General features: G+C 72.8%; 18 protein-coding genes and 1 pseudogene. 4 read left to right on the plus strand and 15 right to left on the minus strand.

From position 1 onward, the window contains the following. Positions 1-9: 9 nt before the first annotated feature. Positions 10-414, minus strand: a complete 405-nt coding sequence (locus G7Z13_RS02310; protein ID WP_165995533.1) for a luciferase family protein — start codon at positions 412-414, stop codon at positions 10-12. Between the two features lie 94 nt (positions 415-508). Then, complete coding sequence (locus tag G7Z13_RS02315; protein ID WP_165995535.1) at positions 509-1,477, minus strand: alpha-L-glutamate ligase; 969 nt, start codon at positions 1,475-1,477, stop codon at positions 509-511. Between the two features lie 533 nt (positions 1,478-2,010). Between G7Z13_RS02315 and G7Z13_RS02320 the strand changes: the two genes are divergently transcribed. From G7Z13_RS02320 to G7Z13_RS02330, 3 genes and pseudogenes are all read left to right on the plus strand, one after another. Next, complete coding sequence (locus tag G7Z13_RS02320; protein WP_165995537.1) at positions 2,011-2,514, plus strand: DUF6069 family protein; 504 nt, start codon at positions 2,011-2,013, stop codon at positions 2,512-2,514. 214 nt (positions 2,515-2,728) lie between these two features. Further along, positions 2,729-3,391: a hypothetical protein gene (locus tag G7Z13_RS02325; protein WP_240926560.1), complete on the plus strand. Its 663-nt coding sequence runs from the start codon at positions 2,729-2,731 to the stop codon at positions 3,389-3,391. Positions 3,392-3,559: 168 nt separating this feature from the next. Beyond that, positions 3,560-3,928: pseudogene (locus G7Z13_RS02330) on the plus strand (ABC transporter substrate-binding protein); the annotation flags it as partial. 50 nt (positions 3,929-3,978) lie between these two features. Here the strand turns inward: G7Z13_RS02330 and G7Z13_RS02335 are convergent. The 3 genes from G7Z13_RS02335 to G7Z13_RS02345 all read right to left on the minus strand — a co-directional run bounded on the left by G7Z13_RS02335 (position 3,979) and on the right by G7Z13_RS02345 (position 5,463). Then, positions 3,979-4,158 carry a hypothetical protein gene (locus G7Z13_RS02335; RefSeq protein ID WP_240926090.1) on the minus strand — a complete coding sequence of 60 codons (180 nt, stop codon included), beginning with the start codon at positions 4,156-4,158 and terminating at the stop codon, positions 3,979-3,981. A 142-nt stretch (positions 4,159-4,300) separates the two neighbouring features. Beyond that, complete coding sequence (locus G7Z13_RS02340; RefSeq protein WP_165995541.1) at positions 4,301-5,137, minus strand: hypothetical protein; 837 nt, start codon at positions 5,135-5,137, stop codon at positions 4,301-4,303. Continuing rightward, the gene (locus tag G7Z13_RS02345; protein ID WP_165995543.1) at positions 5,134-5,463 is read right to left on the minus strand and encodes a hypothetical protein; all 330 of its coding nucleotides are present in this window, start codon (positions 5,461-5,463) and stop codon (positions 5,134-5,136) included. The genes G7Z13_RS02340 and G7Z13_RS02345 overlap by 4 nt, the downstream gene beginning before the upstream one ends. Before the next feature lie 99 nt (positions 5,464-5,562). Here G7Z13_RS02345 and G7Z13_RS02350 point away from each other — a divergent pair, with 99 nt between their 5' ends. Next, on the plus strand, positions 5,563-8,640 hold the full coding sequence (locus G7Z13_RS02350; protein ID WP_165995545.1) for a CHAT domain-containing protein: 3,078 nt from the start codon (positions 5,563-5,565) through the stop codon (positions 8,638-8,640). Positions 8,641-8,712: 72 nt separating this feature from the next. Here G7Z13_RS02350 and G7Z13_RS02355 read toward each other — a convergent pair whose 3' ends face one another. The 10 genes from G7Z13_RS02355 to G7Z13_RS02400 all read right to left on the minus strand — a co-directional run bounded on the left by G7Z13_RS02355 (position 8,713) and on the right by G7Z13_RS02400 (position 18,778). Then, on the minus strand, positions 8,713-9,738 hold the full coding sequence (locus tag G7Z13_RS02355; protein ID WP_165995547.1) for a peptidase: 1,026 nt from the start codon (positions 9,736-9,738) through the stop codon (positions 8,713-8,715). A 166-nt stretch (positions 9,739-9,904) separates the two neighbouring features. Further along, complete coding sequence (locus G7Z13_RS02360) at positions 9,905-11,278, minus strand: NtaA/DmoA family FMN-dependent monooxygenase (protein ID WP_165995549.1); 1,374 nt, start codon at positions 11,276-11,278, stop codon at positions 9,905-9,907. Between the two features lie 11 nt (positions 11,279-11,289). Continuing rightward, positions 11,290-12,489 carry an LLM class flavin-dependent oxidoreductase gene (locus G7Z13_RS02365; RefSeq protein ID WP_240926091.1) on the minus strand — a complete coding sequence of 400 codons (1,200 nt, stop codon included), beginning with the start codon at positions 12,487-12,489 and terminating at the stop codon, positions 11,290-11,292. Between the two features lie 81 nt (positions 12,490-12,570). Continuing rightward, a complete protein-coding gene (locus G7Z13_RS02370) occupies positions 12,571-13,458 on the minus strand; it encodes a glutathione S-transferase C-terminal domain-containing protein (protein ID WP_165995551.1) in 888 nt (295 codons plus the stop codon). 506 nt (positions 13,459-13,964) lie between these two features. Continuing rightward, positions 13,965-14,522, minus strand: a complete 558-nt coding sequence (gene ssuE / locus G7Z13_RS02375) for an NADPH-dependent FMN reductase (RefSeq protein WP_165995553.1) — start codon at positions 14,520-14,522, stop codon at positions 13,965-13,967. Between the two features lie 33 nt (positions 14,523-14,555). Continuing rightward, positions 14,556-15,536, minus strand: coding sequence for an ABC transporter substrate-binding protein (locus G7Z13_RS02380; protein ID WP_165995556.1), 981 nt, complete (start codon positions 15,534-15,536; stop codon positions 14,556-14,558). 79 nt (positions 15,537-15,615) lie between these two features. After that, positions 15,616-16,380, minus strand: coding sequence for an amino acid ABC transporter ATP-binding protein (locus tag G7Z13_RS02385; RefSeq protein ID WP_277347381.1), 765 nt, complete (start codon positions 16,378-16,380; stop codon positions 15,616-15,618). Next, a complete protein-coding gene (locus tag G7Z13_RS02390) occupies positions 16,377-17,315 on the minus strand; it encodes an amino acid ABC transporter permease (RefSeq protein ID WP_165995558.1) in 939 nt (312 codons plus the stop codon). The genes G7Z13_RS02385 and G7Z13_RS02390 overlap by 4 nt, the downstream gene beginning before the upstream one ends. A 3-nt stretch (positions 17,316-17,318) precedes the next feature. After that, positions 17,319-18,263, minus strand: a complete 945-nt coding sequence (locus G7Z13_RS02395; protein ID WP_165995560.1) for an ABC transporter substrate-binding protein — start codon at positions 18,261-18,263, stop codon at positions 17,319-17,321. Beyond that, on the minus strand, positions 18,260-18,778 hold the full coding sequence (locus G7Z13_RS02400) for a GNAT family N-acetyltransferase (protein ID WP_166004544.1): 519 nt from the start codon (positions 18,776-18,778) through the stop codon (positions 18,260-18,262). Before G7Z13_RS02400 ends, G7Z13_RS02395 begins: the two co-directional genes overlap by 4 nt. Position 18,779 lies beyond the last annotated feature (1 nt).

Here is an 18,779-nt window from a genome sequence, read left to right on the forward strand (position 1 = left end):
CCCGGCGGGTCAGCGGGGCGCGGCGGCGGCCGCCCCCTCGCGCGGGAGGACGGTGACCCGGTGCAGGTTGCAGCCGCCGGGCGGCAGGTCCTCCGGGGCGGGTCCGCCCTGGTGGGCCTTGAGGGCGACACTGACCAGGGTCTGGAGCAGGTCGACGTCCGTGTCGCAGTCCAGGTGGACGGTCACCCACCGGGAGCCGGGCAGCAGGCGTATCGCCGTCGACTCCGCGAGGTCGGCGGCGAAGCGCCGCAGGGCCCGGCTGGTGAGGTGGAGGTCCACGTCGCGGTCGGAATGGAAGTGGACGATCTCGCTGTGGGCGGTGCGAAGTGCCCGCCCGGTGCCGCAACTGGCCGGTGCCGCCGTGAGGTCGGGCCAGGCCTCGAGTTGCCGCAGGGCGCGCTGGGCCAGAGTCATGGCCCTATCGTCACTCTCTCACCGCGCTGATACCAGAGGTTGCGCGTTTCGTAACCCAGGCGTGAGGTTCGCCGAGGGTCACGACGCTCCGGGCTCAGGCGGGCAGCCGCCGGTCCGGGGCCGGTGCGCGGCGGGCGGCCAGGGCGGACAGGTGCGCCTGGATGTACGGCACGGCCACCAGCGGGAGTTCGCCGTCCACGAAGGCGGGCTGCACATTGACCTCGAAGACCACGCCGCCGTTCTCGATCGCCAGGTCGACGCCGGCGAACGGCAGCCCGACCGAGGCGGTGGCGGCGACGGCCAGCCGGCCCAGCGGCGCGGGCAGATCGGCGGGGGCGATGTGCACCGGGGTGGCGCCCTGGCAGGTGTTGCACGGGGTGTCGGGTTCGGGCTGGATGTGCTCGCGGGCGTGGATCACCCGGCCGTGCAGCACGAACACCCGGAACTGGTGGCGGCGGCCGTCGGGCCGGAAGTTGCCGGCGTCGCGGGACAGCAGCCAGTCGGTGTCGCGCTCGGCGTAGTAGGCGGCGGCGTGCTCCAGTTGCTCCTCGGTGGTGATGTGGAAAGTGTCGTCGCCGCCGGTGCCGATCACGGGCCGGGCCCAGGTGTCGCGGCCCAGCTTGTCGAAGGCGGCGGCGGCCTCGTGCGGCGCGGGCCGGGACAGGACGACGGTCTCCATGTGGGCGATGCCGTCGCGGCGGAAGCGCTCCACGGTGCGGTCCTTCTCGGTCGCTGTGCGCCAGGCGGCACTTCCGGTGCCGAGGGTGACCACGTCGTGCTCGCGCAGCAGCCGCTGGAAGGCGGCCAGGGCGCGGCGGCGGTGCGGCGGGATCTCGTAGAGCACGACGATGTCGGGCACGACGTCGAGGCGTTCCGCGGGCACCCGCAGCCGTAACCGGTCACCGGCGCGGGCGGCGCGGCCGGATCCGCCGTCGGCGAAGTGCCGGGAGTCGATCCGCACCGGCGGGGCGCCGGTGAGCAGTTCCACGGCCCGGGCCAGGTAGTCGGCGCAGCCCTCGGGTGAGGTGGGGTCGGCGATCAGGGCGATGCACGGTCGGGACACGGCGGCCTCCAGTGGTTCTCCAAGCGCACGGTGCCGCGCGCACTCGGTCGCGGCCCGAGCGAACTCACGGGGTGGTGTCTGGGGTGCGGCGGTCGGCGGCCCGTCGCTGCCGGCTGCTCCGCCCGAACCATCGGGCCGGTACGGAGGCGTGCCGCCACACTGTAGGCGCCCGGCGAACACCCCGGACAGGGCGCATGCGTGGGCGGCCGCCTGCTCCGGGCTCTGCGCCGTACGCAACCGTGTGTGCGCCGTCCCACGCCTTGGGCCGGTTCAGGCCACGGCGACCGGTCGTCCCGGGCGGGCCGCGTCACGGTCGCGCGGGGCAACACCACTGTCACGTCCGGCCGTTCGGCGGGGCGGCGCCCGGGGCGGGGCGCGCAGGCTCGGTGGGTGCGGGGCCGATGACGGGACCGGTGGGGTGCGCGCTGTCCGGTGAGTGCGCGCCCGGCTGCCCCGAACGGGCCAGCGCGGGCGGTGCCCCGGCGGCGAGGGGGTACGGATAGCGCACCCCGTACCGAGCGAGGAGACCGAACGTGCAGCCCTCGAACCAGCCCTACGGTCCGCAGCAGACGCCGTACGGCGGTGGCCCCGCCACGGCGGCCCCGCCGCCGCCCGCGCCCCGGCTCGACGCCGTCCGGCTGTGGGCCGGCGGGGTCATGACCGCCGGGGTCGCGGGACTCACCACCGTGGCCGCCGTGCTGCTGGTGCGCGGGACCCTCGCCATTCCGGTGTTCGCCCCGCGGGGCGCCGGCGCGACGGGTGACGCGTCGACCGGACTGCTGGTGGCCGGTGCGGCGGTTGCCGCGCTCGCCGCGACGGCGCTGCTGCATCTGCTGATCCTCAGCACCCCGCAGCCGGCCCGGTTCTTCGGCTGGATCATCGCGCTGGTCACGATGGCGATGACGCTGCTCCCGTTCCGTACGGGGGCGCCGATGGACGCCAAGGTGGGCAGCGCGGTGGTGTACCTGGCGACGGGCGCGGCCATCGGGTCCCTGCTGTCGGCGGTCGCCCGGGGGGCCACCCGGCGTGCCGCCTGAGGCATCACCCGGCGCGTCCCCGGGCGGGTCACCCGACGGACGGCCGGGACGGCGTGATGGGTCACCCGACGGACCGCCCGGTGGGTCACCTGACGGACGGCCCCGCGGGTCGCCCGGTGCACCGCCCCGCGCCGGGGCGGCGGGAGCGGTCGCGACGGCGGGAGCGGTCGCGGCGGCGGGAGCGGTCGCGGCGGCCGAGCCCGCCCTGGCGGCGGTGCTGCGCACACGCGGCTACGCCCGGCTGCTGATGTTCAGCGTGGTGCGGGGCGTGCCCGTCACGGTGGCCTGCTTCTTCTTCGTCGGCTTCCAGCACACACTCCAGCAGTGGGTGTGGGAGGCGCTGCCCGAGGCCGCCGGGTACGGCGCTCCACCGTGGTGGTGGCCGCTGCCCGCCCTGTTCCTGGCCGGACTCGTCCTGGCGCCGATCGTGACGCGGATGCCGGGCGGCGGAGGCCATGTGCCGGTGCACGGCCTCGGCGGGGCGCCGGCCGGGCCGCGGGAGGTGCCCGGGGTCGTCCTGACGGCGCTCGCCACCCTGCCGCTGGGCGTGGTGCTCGGTCCGGAGGCACCGCTGATGGCGGTGGGCAGCGGACTCGCGCTGCTCGCGCTGCGGCACCCCGGGGCGGCTTCGGATCCGCGGGCCGTGGCCATCGTGGGCACCGCAGGTTCCACCGCGGCCGTCTCCCCCATCCTCGGCGGACCGCTGGTGGCGGCCGTACTGGTCGTCGAGGCGGCCGGACTCGGCGGCACCCGGCTCGTGCTCCTGCTGCTCCCCCGCCTGCTCGCCGGCGCCACGGGCGCCCTGGTGTTCACCGGCTTCGGCCGCTGGACCGGCCTGGACATCGGCGGCCTCCCAATCGCCAGGTCCTCGCCGTAGTCCGGCGGGTGGGAGGAGATCCACGCGGACGAGTGGGATGTCCCGCTCATGTCGACGCCGATGCACGGGGTGGGCTGTTCGCCGTCGCCGTTGTCGACGCACAGGGCGACGTAGACGCCCTTGTCCCTGTCGTACCCGGAGCCGGTGATCTTGAGGGTCTGGTCCTCGGTGGCGTTCCTCTACATGCGGGGCAGCGCGGCCGTTCACCTGATGGGCGGCAAGGATTCCGGCGCCGACTCCCTGATCGCGGCGGCGGGAGCGGTGGACGCCCGGGTCGAGGCGGGACTGGACAAGCCGTTCACCCCGCTGACCAGCGAAGCCCTGGTGAAGGCCCAGCCGGACGTGATCCTGATGATGAGCAAGGGCCTTGAGTCGGTCGGCGGGGTCGACGGCCTGCTGCAGGTGCCGGGCGTCCGCGAGACCCCGGCCGGGGCGGCACGCCGGATCGTCGCCCTGGAGGACGGGGTGCTGCTCGGCTTCGGGCCGCGCACACCTCTGGTCATCGACATCCTGGTGGACCGGATCCACCGCACCTGACCCGGCTTCCCGTGACCGGTGCGGTGGATCCCCGCTGCCTCAGCGGTTGTTCACCTTCCGGTGACGCCGGCAGGAAGGAGCGTGCTGGGCGAGGCGACCGGATGCCCCAGTTCGAGGGATCCGAATAGGGCGTCCAGCAGCGGCACGCCCGGCGCGCCGGAGGACGGGGCAGCAGGTGCCGCCTGGGCGGCGGGAGCGGCGGCGAGCAGGGCGACGGCCAGGACGGACACACAGGCGATTTTCCTGATCATGTCCGGCCCGACGACCGCCGCTCACCCGGGGATACGCCCACCGTCCCGTGCGCCCGCCCCAGGTCACCCGCCCGGAAGACAGCCTGCGCCCCGCCGCCGTGGAAGCCGGGCACGCGAGGTCTCACGCCCCTTTACGCAGGCGTTCACTGATCTGCCTGCCGAGAGCGGGTGTGACGTGACCGGAAGGGAGCTCCACGCCGAGCGACAGGGCGAGGTCCGCCGCGTAGAGGTCGACGGCCGATTCGGTGAGGTCCGCCAGGTTGGCCGCCGCTTCCCGGCCACGGCGCCGGCCGACGAGCAGGAGAGCGGCACCGGCCAGGGCGGCGGGCCACCACTGCGTGCTCAGGCAGAGGTAGAGCAGGCCCCAGCCGCTCTGCGACGAAGCACCGGTCAGGGCATCGCGTGCGGTGATCAGGTCGTTGCGGCAGTTGTCCGGCAGGAGGACCCACAACCGGGGCCAGGCGAAGGGGAAGTCGAGCCCGTACTGGCCGTGGACGCGGACCCCCACGGCCCGTAGCCGGTCACCGATCCACGTCGGTCTGTCCGGCATGGTCAGCGCGATGGCGTTGCGGGCTTGGGCGAGCGCGGCACGATCGGCGCCGGCAACGTTCCTCCACCGGTCGCGGCGCCGGCGGACGAACCGGTCGGTCAGCCATGCCGGGCCCGACATCAGCCACACCCACTCCACCACGGCGCCGAGCCCGCGCGCCAGCAGTCCGACGGCCGCTCCCGCCCCGAGGACCGCGACGGCCAGCAGGACGGCCGACACCGGGCGATGGTCGTAGTGAGCCGTGAAGTCCTCGGCGGCCTGGACCAGCCGCCGCCAGTCGAGGGCGTCGCGGTGGCCCAGCACGGAACCCGCCGCGGTGAGAGCGGTGAAGAGCGCGCCCGGCAGGGCGAGCAGGCTCACCCAGCGTTCGGCGAGCTTCTTGCCCAGTTCGGACAGAAAGGCGTTCATCGGAAGGACATGGGTTCGTCGAACACGAGGCATTCGGGCAGCGGGCCGCCCGGCTCGCGGACCGCCGTGCGCGAGCAGTGCCGACCCGGACAGATGTAGGTTCCGGGCGGTGGCGGCGCGGGCTCCTGGCCGGGGACCGGGGCGTATCCTCGTGGCCGCACCGGCAGGCCCAGGTGCCCATAGACCACTTCGACGACGGCCGTCACCGGCCGCGTACCGTCTCGCACGTCGTCCAGGACACGGGCCAGTTCCGGCCCCCACCCCTCCTCGATCGCCCGCGCACGCGCCTCCGGCAGGCGACCGCAGACCCACTCGAGCTCATCCACCGATTCCCCTCCCCCACGTGCCTTCTGTCGAATAGTCTCATTCGTCTACCGAGTGAGTCATGAGTTCGGCGGCATTCCACGCAGCCGCTTGGGGGGACAATGAGCATCGAGATACTCACCTTCGGCATGGAGGAATTACTCAACTCCTTCACCACGAAGGGCGATCCGGCCGTGCTGCGTGAGCCGGAGGCGGAGCGACTGTCCGAGCGCCTGTACTACTCCGTCGACTGGTTCGCGCCCTGCACGGAGGCGGTGGAGAGCGCGCGGGCGCTCAACATCGCCATGCTGCTGGCACCGTTCTACTGGTCGCGTTTCGAGTACGACAGGGTGCGCCAGGACGCCGACCGCGCCTTGTTCTTCTACCGGCTGGTCAGGCAGGTGGCCCCGCACCACGTACCCGATGCTTTGCTGGAGATATACGCGGAGCAGGGGAACCCGGTGAGCGAGGGGCTGTCGACACGCGAACTGGCCGCCTACACGGCGCACGGCGTCTACCTGCTGAAGGAAGCGGAGACGAACGGAGACCCGCGCCTGCTCGACGACGCCGTCGCCGTCTGTCTGTTCGCCGCGCGCGCCAATCCGCGCGAGGATGTGACGTGGGCGGAGTCCCTGATCACGCTCGGGAACGTCCTCACCCGCCGATACGAGTACACCGGGAACGCGGATTCGCTGGAGCGGGCCTTCTTCGTGACAGTCAAGGCCGCGCAGGCGATCCCGGAGGGCGATCCGTGCCGGCTGAAGGCCTCCTCCGGCATGGGGCACATCGCGATCCGGATGTACCAGCGCACGGGCGACCTCGACGAGCTCGACCTCGCGGTGCGAGCCCTCCGTGAGGCGGCGTACGAAGCCCCCGACGACGACCCGCACCGTGCCGCGTACCTCACCAACCTCAGTTCGGCGCTCAGCCACCACTACCACCACACCGGCCGTGTCGACTCCGCCAACGAGGCCCTCGAAGCACAGTTCGAGGCGGTACGCATCACCCCGCGCGACCATCCCGACCTGCCGAGCCGGCTGACGAACCTGGCGGCCGCGCTGCAGAGCCATCCCGGATCCGTTCCCCCGGAGGCCGACCGCTACGACCAAGCGGTCACCGTGCTGCGGGACGCCCTCTCCCTCCTCACCGACGGCCACCCCGACCGGCCCGGCTGCCTGCGTCTTCTCGCCGTCGCCCTCCAGGACCGCTTCACACACCAGCGCGACCCACGCGACCTGACCGAGGCCGTCGCGGCCGCCCGGGCCGCGCTCCTGGCCGGCTCGCCCGACGACTATCAGCGGCCGAACCTGCTCCGAAGCCTCGCCGACTCCCTACGGAAGTACGCCCGCCACTTCTCCGAGCCCGACGTCCTGGGCGAGGCCGTCGAGGCACTGCAGGAGGCCGACGCCCTCCTGCCCGAGGACCATCCGGACCGCACGGACGTCCTCGCCACGCTGGGGTTCCTGCTGCGGGAACGCTTCGACACCACCGCGGACCTCGCCGACCGCGACAAGGCCGTTCGCGCCCTGCGCGCCGCCTCCGCCGTCGACTCCGCGCCGGCCCGGGACCGCACCCGGGCTGCCGCTGCCGCCGGGCACATCGCGGCCGAGGCCCAGGACTTCGCCGGCGCCGTCGAGTCCTTCGCCCTCGCCCTGGATCAGCTGGAACTGACCGCCTGGCGGGGTCTGAGGCGCGACGACCGGGAACGGCTGATCGCGCAGTTCCCTCACCTGGTGGCGCACGCGGCCGCCGTCGCCGTACGGGCCGGTCAGGCCGAACGCGCGGTGGAACTCCTCGAACAGGGACGCGGCATCCTCCTCGCCCAAGCCCTGGAAACCCGCACCGACCACAAGTCACTGCTCGCCCGGGCCTTGGAGAAGCACACCGACCACGAGGCGCTGCTCGCCCGGGCATCTCGGCTCGCCGACGAGCTGCGCCAGGTGCTCGACGAACTGGACCGGCTGCCGGACAGCCCGTACAGCTCGGCCATGGCGGACGTGTACGAGCGGCGACGTGCGAACGAGCGGCGAGCGGCCCTCGCCCGGCAGCGGGAGGAACTCCTCGCCGGCATCCGCGAACTGCCCGGGCTCGCCGGCTTCCTGCGTCCGCCCTCCTTCGACACCCTGCGTGCCGCCGCGGACCGCGGACCGGTGGTGCTGCTCAGCGCGAGCGAGCACGGTTGCCACGCCCTCCTCCTGACCACGGCAGGGGTGCGCGTCCTCACCCTCGCGCTGGAGGACGTCGAACTGGCCGAGCACGTCGACCATTTCACCAGAGCCGTCGGTGGGGAAACCTCGCCGCTGACGGCGGTTACGACGATCGAGGAAACCCTCACCTGGCTGTGGGACGCTGTCGCCGAGCCGGTGCTGGAAGCGCTGGGTCATACCGAGCCCCCACGCCCCGGGACGGAATGGCCCCGCCTGTGGTGGTGTCCCACCGGCCTGTTCACGCTGCTGCCGCTGCACGCGGCGGGGCGCAAGATCCCGCACGGCGGCGGCGACAGCGTGCTGGACCGGGTCGTCTCCTCCTACACGCCCACGCTGCGCGCCCTGCTGCACGCTCGGAACCAGCCCCGGCCCCACCAGCGGTCCTCAGCCGGAAAGCACGGCGCCCGCGGCCTCATCGTCTCCCTGCCCTCGACTCCCGGGTGGGCCGACCTCCCGGCGGCCGAGCGCGAGGCCCGGGAGCTGCACCACCGGCACCCGGACGCGGAGCTCCTCACCGGCCCCGCGGCCACCGCGCCCTCGGTCCGGGAGGCGCTCGGCCGCTGCTCCTGGGCCCACTTCGCGTGCCACGGCATGCAGGATCTCGGGCGTCCCTCGCGGGGCGCGCTGATCCTGCACGACGGCCCGCTGACGCTGCGGGACATCGCCAACCTCCGGTTGCCGCACGCCCGGTTCGCGTTTCTCTCCGCCTGCGAGACCTCGCGCGGCGGTATCGTCCTGGCCGATGAGGCGATCAGCTTCGCCGCCGCCCTCCAGCTCGCCGGCTTCCCCGACGTCATCGGCACGCTGTGGTCCATCGACGACACCCTCGCCCCGGACGTCGCCGGCCTCGTGTACGAGGACCTGTCCTGTCCGCCCCGGCCCGGCACGTCGCCCGACCCGGCGGCCGCGCTGCACGCCGCGGTACGGGCCGTACGGGCAGAGCACCCCCGGGCCGTGACGAGATGGGCGCCGTACGTCCACGTGGGTCCGTGACCGGCCGGTTCGTGTACGCGGGACGGGCGTCCGGTTCACGAGCCGGCTCGATCCAGTCCTCCCTTGCCCGCTCTACGAGGTCTGGGCCCTGTCGTACAGGGCCTTGGCCTCGTTGCCGAAGTACGGGCCGAACATGCGGTTCGGCAGGAATGTGTAGCCGAAGCTGTTCACCGAGACCTGCAGGCCCTGCCCGGTCGCCTCGTTGAAGCCGGTGAACCAGGGGCCGCCGCTGGAGCCGCCGGTCATGTTGCAGGCGAGGCTGTGGTCCTGCGAGAGCAGGAAGTCCCTGGAGCTGTTGCCGCTGCAGTAGATCAGCTTGCTTCCGTCGTACGGGGAGGCGGCCGGGAAGCCGAAGGCGTACACCGGCTTGTTGTAGCCGCCGTTGAACTGGATGCCTTGCGCGCCGACGACCGAGGTCAGCCGCTGTCCGTTCAGCGGGGCGACGACCGCGGCGCCGATGTCGTGGTTGATGTCCTCGCTCGCCTCCCACTGCGGGGTGGTGAGCGTCTTGGTCGCGGTCCACTGGCCGTACGGCGCGTTGCCGTTGTCGTAGGCGGGCACGAAGACCCAGTTGGTGTGCCAGCTGCCCTGGTACTTGACGCAGTGGCCCGCGGTGATGACAGTGCTGGCGTTCTGGCTGGTCACGGCGTTGCCGGAGCAGGAGGCGGTGCGGCCCTGGAAGGTGAAGAACACCCGCCCGGACGTCTTGACGACCGCGCCGCCGCCGGTCCACGGGCCGCCCGCCTGCGGGAAGGCGGCGGGGGCCGCCGTGGGCGCGACGGTCGTCACCGGCCCCTCGGCGGCCCCGGGGGCCTTCAGCCGCTGGGCGGCGCGCGGGGTCAGGAGCAGGTCGAGCGGGGTGGCGCCGCGCATGCGTTCGGCCGTCCAGAAGGTGCGGGACGCGCGCTGTTCGGCGACGGAGGGTGTGCGGGCGGGTATGCCGGAGCTCCGGGCGGGGCTCGGGGACGTGGGGTGGGCGGACTGTGCCGGCCTGGTGCCGGCGTCGGCCGCGGTGGCCGCTCCGGCCTTGACGAGGGCGCCGGTGAACAGGGCGGCCACGGTCAGCAGAATGCCCGCGGCGGTGTGATGGCGTCTCACGCATGTCTCCTTCTGCCGTGCCCCGACGTCCTCGTCCGGGCAGGGTGGGGGTGCGAAGAGCGGTGCGGATAGACGTGCGTGAGGCAGCGTGCCACGAAACCTTGCGCTTGTCAGGGGCGCGACAACGCGATTTTCCCGGCGTACGCGGATTCCGGGCGGGAGAACGTCACGAGGCCGCCCGCTCGGCGGCCGCGGCGTCGGGGTGGGCGAGGCCGAGGTGGTCGCGCAGGGTGGTGCCCTCGTACTCGGTGCGGAACACTCCGCGTTCCTGGAGGAGCGGCACGACCTTGTCGGCGAACTCGTCCAGTCCGCCCGGGGTGAGGTGCGGGACGAGGATGAAGCCGTCGGCGGCGTCGGACTGCACGTACTGGTCGATGGTGCGCGCGACGGTGTCCGGGGAGCCCACGAAGTTCTGCCGGTTGCCGGTCTCGATGACCAGGTCGCGGATGGACCAGTTGCGGGCCGCCGCCAGTTCCCGCCACTCGCGGGCGGTGGCCAGCGGGTCGCGGTACATGCGGACCTGGGCGCGGCCCCGGGCGATGTGGTGGCCGGAGAGGTCGGGGTCGACGTCGGGCAGGGGGCCGTCCGGGTCGTAGCCGGACAGGTCCCGGTTCCAGACGAATTCCAGGTGCCTGAGGGCGGTGGCTCCGCTGACCTGCCGGCGGCGTACCTCCCTGGCGTGTTCCTCGGCCTCGGCGTCGGTGTCGCCGAGCACGAAGGTCGCGGCGGGCAGGATGAGCAACTGGCCGGGGTGGCGGCCGTACTTGGCGAGGCGGGACTTGACGTCGGTGTAGAAGGCGCGGCCGGAGTCGAGGTCGGCGTACCGGCTGAAAATCGCGTCCGCCGCGGCGGCGGCGAACTCACGGCCCTCCTCGGAGTCGCCGGCCTGGAAGATCACCGGCCGGCCCTGGGGGCTGCGCGGGACGTTGAACCGGCCGTGGATGTCGAAGTGCCGGCCCTGGTGGACGAAGGCGCCGGCCTTGGCGTCGCGCAGGAAGGTGCCGGTCGCCTGGTCGGCCACGATCTCGTCGCCCCGCCAGGAGTCGAACAGTTCGGTGGCGGTGGCCAGGAACTCCTCGGCGCGGGAGTAGCGCTCGGACTCGGGGAGGAAGCCGCCGCGGCGGAAGTTCTCCCCGGTGAAGGCGTCCCAGGAGGTGACGACGTTCCAGGCGGCCCGCCCGGCCGAGAGGTGGTCGAGAGTGGCGAACTGGCGGGCCACCTCGTAGGGCTCGTTGAAGGTGGAGTTGATGGTGCCGGTCAGGCCGAGGCGGTCGGTGACGGCGGCGAGCGCGGACAGCACGGTGAAGGTGTCCGGCCGTCCGACGACGTCGAGGTCGTATATCTTCCCGCCCTGTTCGCGCAGCCGCAGTCCCTCGGCGAGGAACAGGAAGTCGAACCGGGCGCGTTCGGCGGTGCGCGCGAAGTGCGCGAAGGAGGCGAACTCGATGTGGCTGCCGGCCCTCGGGTCGCTCCACACGGTGGTGTTGTTGACGCCGGGGAAGTGGGCGGCGAGGTGGATCTGCTTCAGCGGCTTGCTCATGGGCGCGCTCCTCAGGCGGCGTAACGGTTGGCGGGGCGGGGGAAGCCGAGGAGGCCGCGCAGGGTGTCCGCCTCGTAGGTGTCCCGGAAGACCCCCCGGCGTCTCAGTTCGGGTGCCAGTCCCCGGGTGATCTGACGCAGGTCGTGGTCGATGGCGCCGGGGCGCAGCCGGAAGCCGGTCAGTCCGGCGGTCGCGAGTACCTGGAGGTGGTCGGCCAGCCCGGCGGGTGTGCCGGTGAAGATGTCGGCGTCGCTGGTGTACGGGTGTCCGGCGAGGTCGTCCAGGCGGGCCCGGCGGTCCTCGGCGGCCGCGGGGCTGTCGTCGAGGAAGACGACCAGGTCGCCGAAGACGTGCACCGGTTCCGCCGCGCGGCCCGCCGCGCTCTGGGCGGCGCGGATCTCGGCGACGGCGGCGCGGGCGTCGTCGACGCCGTGCGGGGTGACGTAGCCGATGTCGGCCGAGCCGCCGACGAGCCGGTACGGAACGCTCCGGTGGGCGAGCGCGGTGACGAGGGGCTGGCCCTGCGGCGGGCGGGGGGTGATGGAGGGGCCCTTGACGCTGAACCAGCGGCCCTGGAAGTCGATGTAGTGCAGTTTGTCGCGGTCGATGAAGCGGCCGGTGGCGACGTCCCGGATCTCGGCGTCGTCCTCCCAGCTGTCCCACAGGCGGCGCAGGACCTCGACGTAGTCGGCGGCCTCCGCGAACAGGTCCTCGAACAGCTCGCGGCCGGAGGGGGTGTCCCACTGGTCGGGGGTGAGCCGGGGGAAGGCGCGGCGGCCGAAGTGGTCCGCCTCGTCGGGTCGCGCGGTCACCTTCAGGCGCAGTCCGGCGCGGCCGGTGCTGACGTAGTCGAGCGTGGCGATCGCCTTGGACAGGTGGAAGGGCTCGGTGTGGGTGGCGATCACGGTCGGCACCAGCCCGATGTGCCGGGTGAGGGGGGCGACCCGGGCGGCGACGAGGACCGCGTCGAGGCGGCCCTGGACCCGGTCGGTGCGGTCGTCCGGTTCCGTCGGGTGGGAGGACTGCGGCCCGAGTCCGTCCTCGAAGGTCACGAAGTCGAGCAGGCCGTGTTCGGCCTCGGTGACGAGGTCGGCCCAGTAGCCGGCGGTGAACAACTCGTGCGGGCGGGAGCCGGGTTCGCGCCAGGCGGCCGGGTGCCAGCCCGCGCCGTCCAGCGCGACGGCGAGGTGCAGGGGTGCTGAGGGGGACACGGGAGGCGGTGCCTTTCTCGTCGGGGCCGGGAGGGGCCGGCCCTCGTGCGGAGGGCCGGTGCGGGCGGGATCGGCGGGGTGTCAGGGACGGCAGAGGGAGGAGGAGCGGCCGGTCCCGTCCGCGATGTGGGCGGCCCAGTCCAGGATCTGTACGGCCGCGCCCGCGGCCTCCAGTCCCTGGCAGCGCGCGTGGTGGCGGCGGGCGATGCCCGGCAGGTCGAGGTGGCGGCCGAAGGCGGGGTGGGCGGCGAGCCGGCGGGCGTACGCCCACAGGTGCGGGTGGTCGGCGATGCGGTGGACGGCGGCGGCGTCCAGGTGGCGGCGGTGGACGAGGTCGAGCTGGACCAGGGTGACCCACACCTGCACGTCGGCCACGGTAATCCGGTCGCCCAGGACGTAGTCGTGGAAGCCGAGCCGTGCCTCCCACTGCCGCAGCGTGCCCAGCAGCCGGGCGAGCGCGGTCCGGCGTTCACCGGCGCCGGCTCCCGCGCGGCCCGCGCTCTGGGCGGCCTCCTCCACGCCGTACGCGCACAGGTGCTCGACGGCCGCGATCTCCGCGTCCGCGCCGCGCGGCCACAGCTCGCGGCGGTCCCGGCCGAAGTGGCGGGCCATGTCCCGCAGGATGTCCGGGGCGTGGGTGCTGACGATCCGTCCGGTCCATTCGTCGCTCAGCACGGGTGCCGTGGCGGGGCCGGGGTGGTGGTGGGAGCTGGCCTCGTACAGCGGGCGCAGCGCCAGGTGTTCGCCGCCGGGTCCGTCCGGCACGGGCGCGAGCAGCGTCACCGGGAGGGTGTCGTCGAGGCCGAGGAGGCTGTGTGCGACGGCGAGGCGGAGCGAGTGCGGACAGGACGGCGAGAGGTGGAGGCGGTAGCGGCGGGCGACGGCGTAGTAGCCGCTGTTCGCGTCGCAGCCGATCCTGCCCCGGAAGGAGGGCAGGGGCGGCGGGCTGGTCAGGGGTGCGGCGGGCATGTGTCTCCCTGGGTCCGGATCCGGCTGGAGGTGCGCGCGCGGGCGGCGCAGGGCGCACGGGAGGCGGGGAGGGACGGCCGGCGGCGCGGTCCTGCCCGTGCGCGGGAGGGTGCCGTGGGCACCCGTCCGTCAGTGAAGCGGGCTTGCCGCGCTGCAGACGCGCAGGAGATCGATGTGGCGACGGGAGGTCAGGAGCAGAGCCGGGCGCCCCGCGCGTGCCGCGCGGTCCGCGGACGACTCCGGACGCTCCATCATTTCCTACCTGTCCGCTAGGGAATCTCTCAGGGAGTGTCGGTCCGCCGTGGTGTTCCGTCAAGGGGGTGGGGACACCTCGGACCTTTCCTGGTCGTGCGGCGCGTGGCCGCTTGTGAGCGGGCAATCCAGCGTTTGTGCGGGCGGTTCCGCCTCCGTGGGGGCGGTCCCGCGTTTGTGCGGGCGGCCCCGCGTCCGGGCGGGCCGCGGGAGCCGGTCGTCGGCCGTGGTGACCGACGGGCTCCCGCCGGCACTCATCCGGCGGCCGCCAGCAGGGTCCTGCGGCCGTCGAGGGCCGCGGAGAACTGGTCGACGACGTGGACCAGGGCCTCGGCGGCGCCCGGGGCGACGGAGAGCTTGCCGTCCTCCGTCACCGCGATGTCCTTGTCGAGGGTGAACCAGCCCTGGACGATGTGCCCGGCGCCCATGGAGCTGAGCACCGGGCGCAGGGCGTAGTCGATGGCGAGGACGTGCGCGGTGGTGCCGCCGGTGGCCAGCGGCAGCACCGTCTTGCCGGTCAGGGCGTACTGCGGCAGCAGGTCGAGCAGGGACTTCAGAAGCCCGGAGTAGGCCGCCTTGTAGACGGGGGTGCCGATCACCACGCCGTCGGCACGGGCGAACAGGGCGGTCGCCTCGGCGATCTCCGGGTGCCGGACGTCCGCGCCGAGCAGCGCCTCGGCGGGCAGGGTGCGGACGTCCAGCGGGATCACCTCGTGCCCCTGGGCCGTCAGCCGCCGGTCCAGGTGGCGCAGCAGCCGGGCGGTGCGGGAGGTGGCGGACGGGCTTCCGGAGACGGACAGGACGGTGGCCATGGGGAACCCTTCGGTGTGGGTCGGGCGGGGTGGCTACTGGGCGGTCTTGGGCAGTCCGGGCGGGTTGATCTCGGACTTGGTGACGGCCTCGTCGGACAGCCCCCAGCGCTTGAGGACCTGGTCGTAGGTTCCGTTGCGGATGATCTCGTTCAGCGCGGCGGCGAGCGGCTTCACCAGGCCGCTGTCCTTCTTGGTGGTGGCCGCGATGAGGCCCTGGAGGTCGGCGCCGGCGCCGGAGTAGGTGCCGACGACCTCGGTCTTGCCGCTGGTGGCCGCGTGGTAGGCGGCGGTGGGGTTGGGGCCGAGGTAGAGGTCGATCCGGCCGGACCGCAGGGCGAGGTAGGTGTCGCTGTCGTTCTGGTAGTACTTGATGTCCACCGGCTTGCGGCCGGCCTTCTCGTTGGCCTCGCTCCACTCGATGAGCAGCTTCTCCTGGTTGGTGCCGCTGCTCACCGCGACGGTCTTGCCGGCCACGTCCTCCGGCCCGTCGACCTGCAGGCCGCTGCCCTTCTTCGCCTCGAAGCCGAGGTTGTCCTCGCGGTAGGTGGCGAAGTCGTACTTCTCCTTGCGTTCCTCGGTGACGGTGATGTTGCTGAAGCCGACGTCGTACTTGGCGCTGTCCAGGCCGACGAAGATGTTCTCCCAGGAGACGGTGTTGAGGTGCGGCTTCAGGCCGAGCACGTCGGCGACGAGGTACGCGATGTCGGGTTCGACGCCGATGACGGTCTTGTTGTCGGTGGCGAAGAAGGTGAGCGGCGCGGCGGACCCCGAGGAGTCGACGATCTCCAGGGTGCCTCTCTTGCGTATCTCCGCGGGGACCTGGGCGGCGATGGAGTCGACCTTTCCGGTGGTGACGCGGTCCTGGTCGGGGCTGGTATTGATCTTGGTCTTGGTGCCCTTGGTGTCCGCGACCTCGGTGGTGCCGCCGTCGTCGGGGTTGGCGCAGGCGGCGAGGACGAGGGCGGTGGCGAGTCCGAGGGCCGCTGCGGTGGTACGGCGGGCGAGGGTGGACACGGTGGTTCTCCTTGCGTACGGAACGAGATGAGAGGTGAGAGATGCGAGGTGAGAGATGCGAGCGGCCGGGGAGGAAGGGTCAGAGGACCTTGGAGAGGAAGGCACGGGTGCGTTCGTGCCGCGGGGTGTCGAGGACGGCCGCGGGCGGCCCCTGTTCCACGACGACTCCGGCGTCCATGAAGACGACGGTGTCGGCGACCTCGCGGGCGAAGCCGATCTCGTGGGTGACGACGATCATGGTGGTGCCGCTGGCGGCCAGGTCCTTGATGACGTCGAGGACTTCACCGACCAGCTCCGGGTCGAGCGCGGAGGTCGGCTCGTCGAACAGCAGCACCTTGGGTTCGAGGGCGAGCGCGCGGGCGATGGCCACGCGCTGCTGCTGACCGCCGGACAGCTGGCGCGGATAGGCGTCGGTCTTGTCGGCGAGGCCGACCCGGTCGAGCAGCCGGCGGGCCGTCTCGGTCACGCTCGCACGGGGGCGGCGCAGCGCGGAGACGGGGGCCTCGACGATGTTCTCCAGCACGGTCAGGTGCGGGAAGAGATGGAAGTTCTGGAAGACGAACCCGATGTTGGTCCGCTGCTTCAGGACGTCCTTCTCCTTCAGCTCGTGCAGCTTGTCCCCGGAGCGGCGGTAGCCGACGAGTTCGCCGTCGATGCTGATCCAGCCGCGGTTCACCTTCTCCAGGTGGTTGATGGTGCGCAGCAGGGTCGACTTGCCGGAGCCGGACGGGCCGAGGATCACGGTGACCTCACCGGTGCGGACCTGGAGGTCCACGCCGCGCAGCACCTCCTGCGGGCCGAAGCTCTTGTGGACGCCGTGGACGTCCACCATGACCTGACTCATCGGTTCTCTCCCAGGGTTCTCACGAAGCGCCGGGCGCGCTCGAGCGGGGTGGGGGGCGGGGTGCGGTTCGCGCCGCGGGCGAAGTGCCGTTCGACGTAGTACTGGGCGACCGACAGCACGGTGGTCAGGACGACGTACCAGGCGGTGGCGACGAGCAGCAGCGGGATCACCCGGCCGTTGCGGCCGTAGACCACCTGCACCTGGTAGAACAGCTCGCCGATCGCCATGACGTAGACCACCGAGGTGCCCTTGAGGAGGCCGATGATCTCGTTGCCGGCCGTGGGCAGGATGGCCCGCATGGCCTGAGGCAGCACGATCCGGCGGATCTGGCGCAGCCGGGGGATGCCGAGCGCGGCGGCGGCCTCCAGCTGGCCCTGGTCGACGGCGAGGACACCGCCGCGGACGATCTCGGCGGCGTACGCGGCCTGATGGAGCGTCAGTCCGATGACGGCGGCGCCGATGGTGCCGATCAGGCTGTTGCTGTCGACGGACCAGAACACCGGTCCGAAGGGGATGCCGACGCCCAGCCGCTCGTACAGGGCGCTCAGGTTGAACCAGAACACCAGCTGGACGATCATCGGGATGGACCGGAAGATCCAGATGTACGTCCACGCCACGGTCCGCAGCACCGGGCTGTGCGACAGCCGCATGAAGGCGAGCACGGTGCCCAGGAGGAAGCCGAGGACGGTGGCGTAGGCGGTGAGCTGGAGGGTGACCCACACGGCCTGGACGATCGTCTCGGAGAAGACGTAGTCGGCGAAGACGTGCCATTCCCAGACGGGGTTGGTGGCCAGGCCGTGCGCGAACTGGGCGACCAGTACGAGGACGGCGACGGCGGCGGCCCAGCGGGCCGGGTGCCGGGCGGGGACGATCTTCAACTCCGTGGCCGTGTCGTCCCGTCGTCTGGCGGGCGCGGAGAGGGTGTCGCTGCTCATGGGTCACCTGTGCTCGGGTGGATTGATCCGCGAGGCGTCGATCGCGGAGGCGGTGGTGCCCCACTTGTCGAGGATCTTCGCGTAGGTGCCGTCCTCGATCAGCTCGTTGACCGCGGCCTGGAAGGCCTTGGTGAGCGGGGAGCCCTTCTTGAAGGCGAAGCCGACGTCGAGGCGGCGGTACTCGCCGAGGAACGTGGTGCGGGCCGCGGGCCGGGACGCCTGGTGGCGCAGTCCGTTGATGGTCGACATCACCACGTCGATCCGGCCCTGCTGGAGGGCGGTGACGATCGCCGCGTCCTCCGAGTACACCTTCACGTCGTACGGCTTCTTGCCGGCCTTGGCGCACACGCCCTTCTCCGCTTCGAGGGTCGCCTCGAAGGTGGTGCCGGCGCTGGTGCCGACGGTCAGCCCGCACAACTGGGTGAGGTCGGTGACCTTGCCCTTGAGGGCGGTGCTGCCCTTCCTGACGGCGAAGCCCTGGCCGTCGTTGATGTAGGTGACGAAGTCGATCCGCTTCAGGCGCTCGGTGGTGACGCCGAAGTTGCCGGTGCCGACGTCGTACTTGCCGCTGCCGAGGGAGGGCAGGATCGACTCGAACGAGGCCTCCTGGCGGTCCAGTTTCACGCCGAGGACCTTGGCGGCCGCGTCGGCCAGGTCGATGTCCAGGCCGGCGGGCGGCTGGTCGGAACCGTTCGGGTAGTACGCGCTGGGCGGGTCGCCGATGGAGCTGCCGACGCGCACGGTGCCCGACTTTCGTACGTCGGCGGGCAGCAGCGCGGCGATGGAGTCCACGGTGCGCACGGCCGCCACGGGGTCCTCGGTCGGCGCGGGGGACGCCTGGGCGCCCACGGCGGTGGTGCCGGGTGCGCCGCCGGAGCCGCAGGCGGTCAGCGCGAGGAGCGGCAGCAGGGCCAGGCCGAGGGCGGTCGCGGTGGTGCGGGGGTTCACAGGGCGGCCGCCTTTCCCGTGGTGGTGCGGACGGCCGCTCCCGCCCGCCGGTGCGCCGGCAGGTGCTTCTCGAAGGGCAGCGGGCCGATGGTCTCGGGGTCGGCGTCCGTGTCGAAGAGGGGGGTGTAGCCGGTCGCCAGATACAGGGCGCGCGCCTCGGGCTGGCGGGGGCCGGTGGTCAGATGGACGCGCCGGTAGCCGCGGGCGGCGGCCTCGCGTTCGAGTTCGGCGACGACCCGCCGGGCGAGACCGCGCCGGCGGTGCGCCGAGTGCGTCCAGATCCGTTTCAGTTCGGCGGTCTGCGGGTCGTAGCGGCGGAAGGCGCCGCCCGCGACGGGCTCACCCGCCTGGAGCAGGAGCAGCAGGACGCCGCCGTACGGCGCGGTGAACTCCTCGTCGGGGTAGCGGGACAGCTCGGCGTGGGCGTCCTTGCCGTACCGGCGGCAGTACTCGTCGCCGAGTTCGCGCAGCAGGGGCCGCACTCTGGGGTCGGAGACGGGCACGTGCAGGACCATG

Origin of the sequence: Streptomyces sp. JB150 (genome assembly GCF_011193355.1) — a bacterium.
GTDB lineage: Bacteria > Actinomycetota > Actinomycetes > Streptomycetales > Streptomycetaceae > Streptomyces.

What these genes read in the sequence shown, in the direction of transcription:
- G7Z13_RS02370 (WP_165995551.1), bottom strand. Translation starts at nt 13,458, where the DNA reads ATGCCCGCCGCACCCCTGACCAGCCCGCCGCCCCTGCCCTCCTTCCGG.
- G7Z13_RS02340 (WP_165995541.1), bottom strand. Translation starts at nt 5,137, where the DNA reads ATGAACGCCTTTCTGTCCGAACTGGGCAAGAAGCTCGCCGAACGCTGG.
- G7Z13_RS02310 (WP_165995533.1), bottom strand. Translation starts at nt 414, where the DNA reads ATGACTCTGGCCCAGCGCGCCCTGCGGCAACTCGAGGCCTGGCCCGAC.
- ssuE (WP_165995553.1), bottom strand. Translation starts at nt 14,522, where the DNA reads ATGGCCACCGTCCTGTCCGTCTCCGGAAGCCCGTCCGCCACCTCCCGC.
- G7Z13_RS02390 (WP_165995558.1), bottom strand. Translation starts at nt 17,315, where the DNA reads ATGAGCAGCGACACCCTCTCCGCGCCCGCCAGACGACGGGACGACACG.
- G7Z13_RS02360 (WP_165995549.1), bottom strand. Translation starts at nt 11,278, where the DNA reads ATGAGCAAGCCGCTGAAGCAGATCCACCTCGCCGCCCACTTCCCCGGC.
- G7Z13_RS02350 (WP_165995545.1), top strand. Translation starts at nt 5,563, where the DNA reads ATGAGCATCGAGATACTCACCTTCGGCATGGAGGAATTACTCAACTCC.
- G7Z13_RS02385 (WP_277347381.1), bottom strand. Translation starts at nt 16,380, where the DNA reads ATGAGTCAGGTCATGGTGGACGTCCACGGCGTCCACAAGAGCTTCGGC.
- G7Z13_RS02400 (WP_166004544.1), bottom strand. Translation starts at nt 18,778, where the DNA reads ATGGTCCTGCACGTGCCCGTCTCCGACCCCAGAGTGCGGCCCCTGCTG.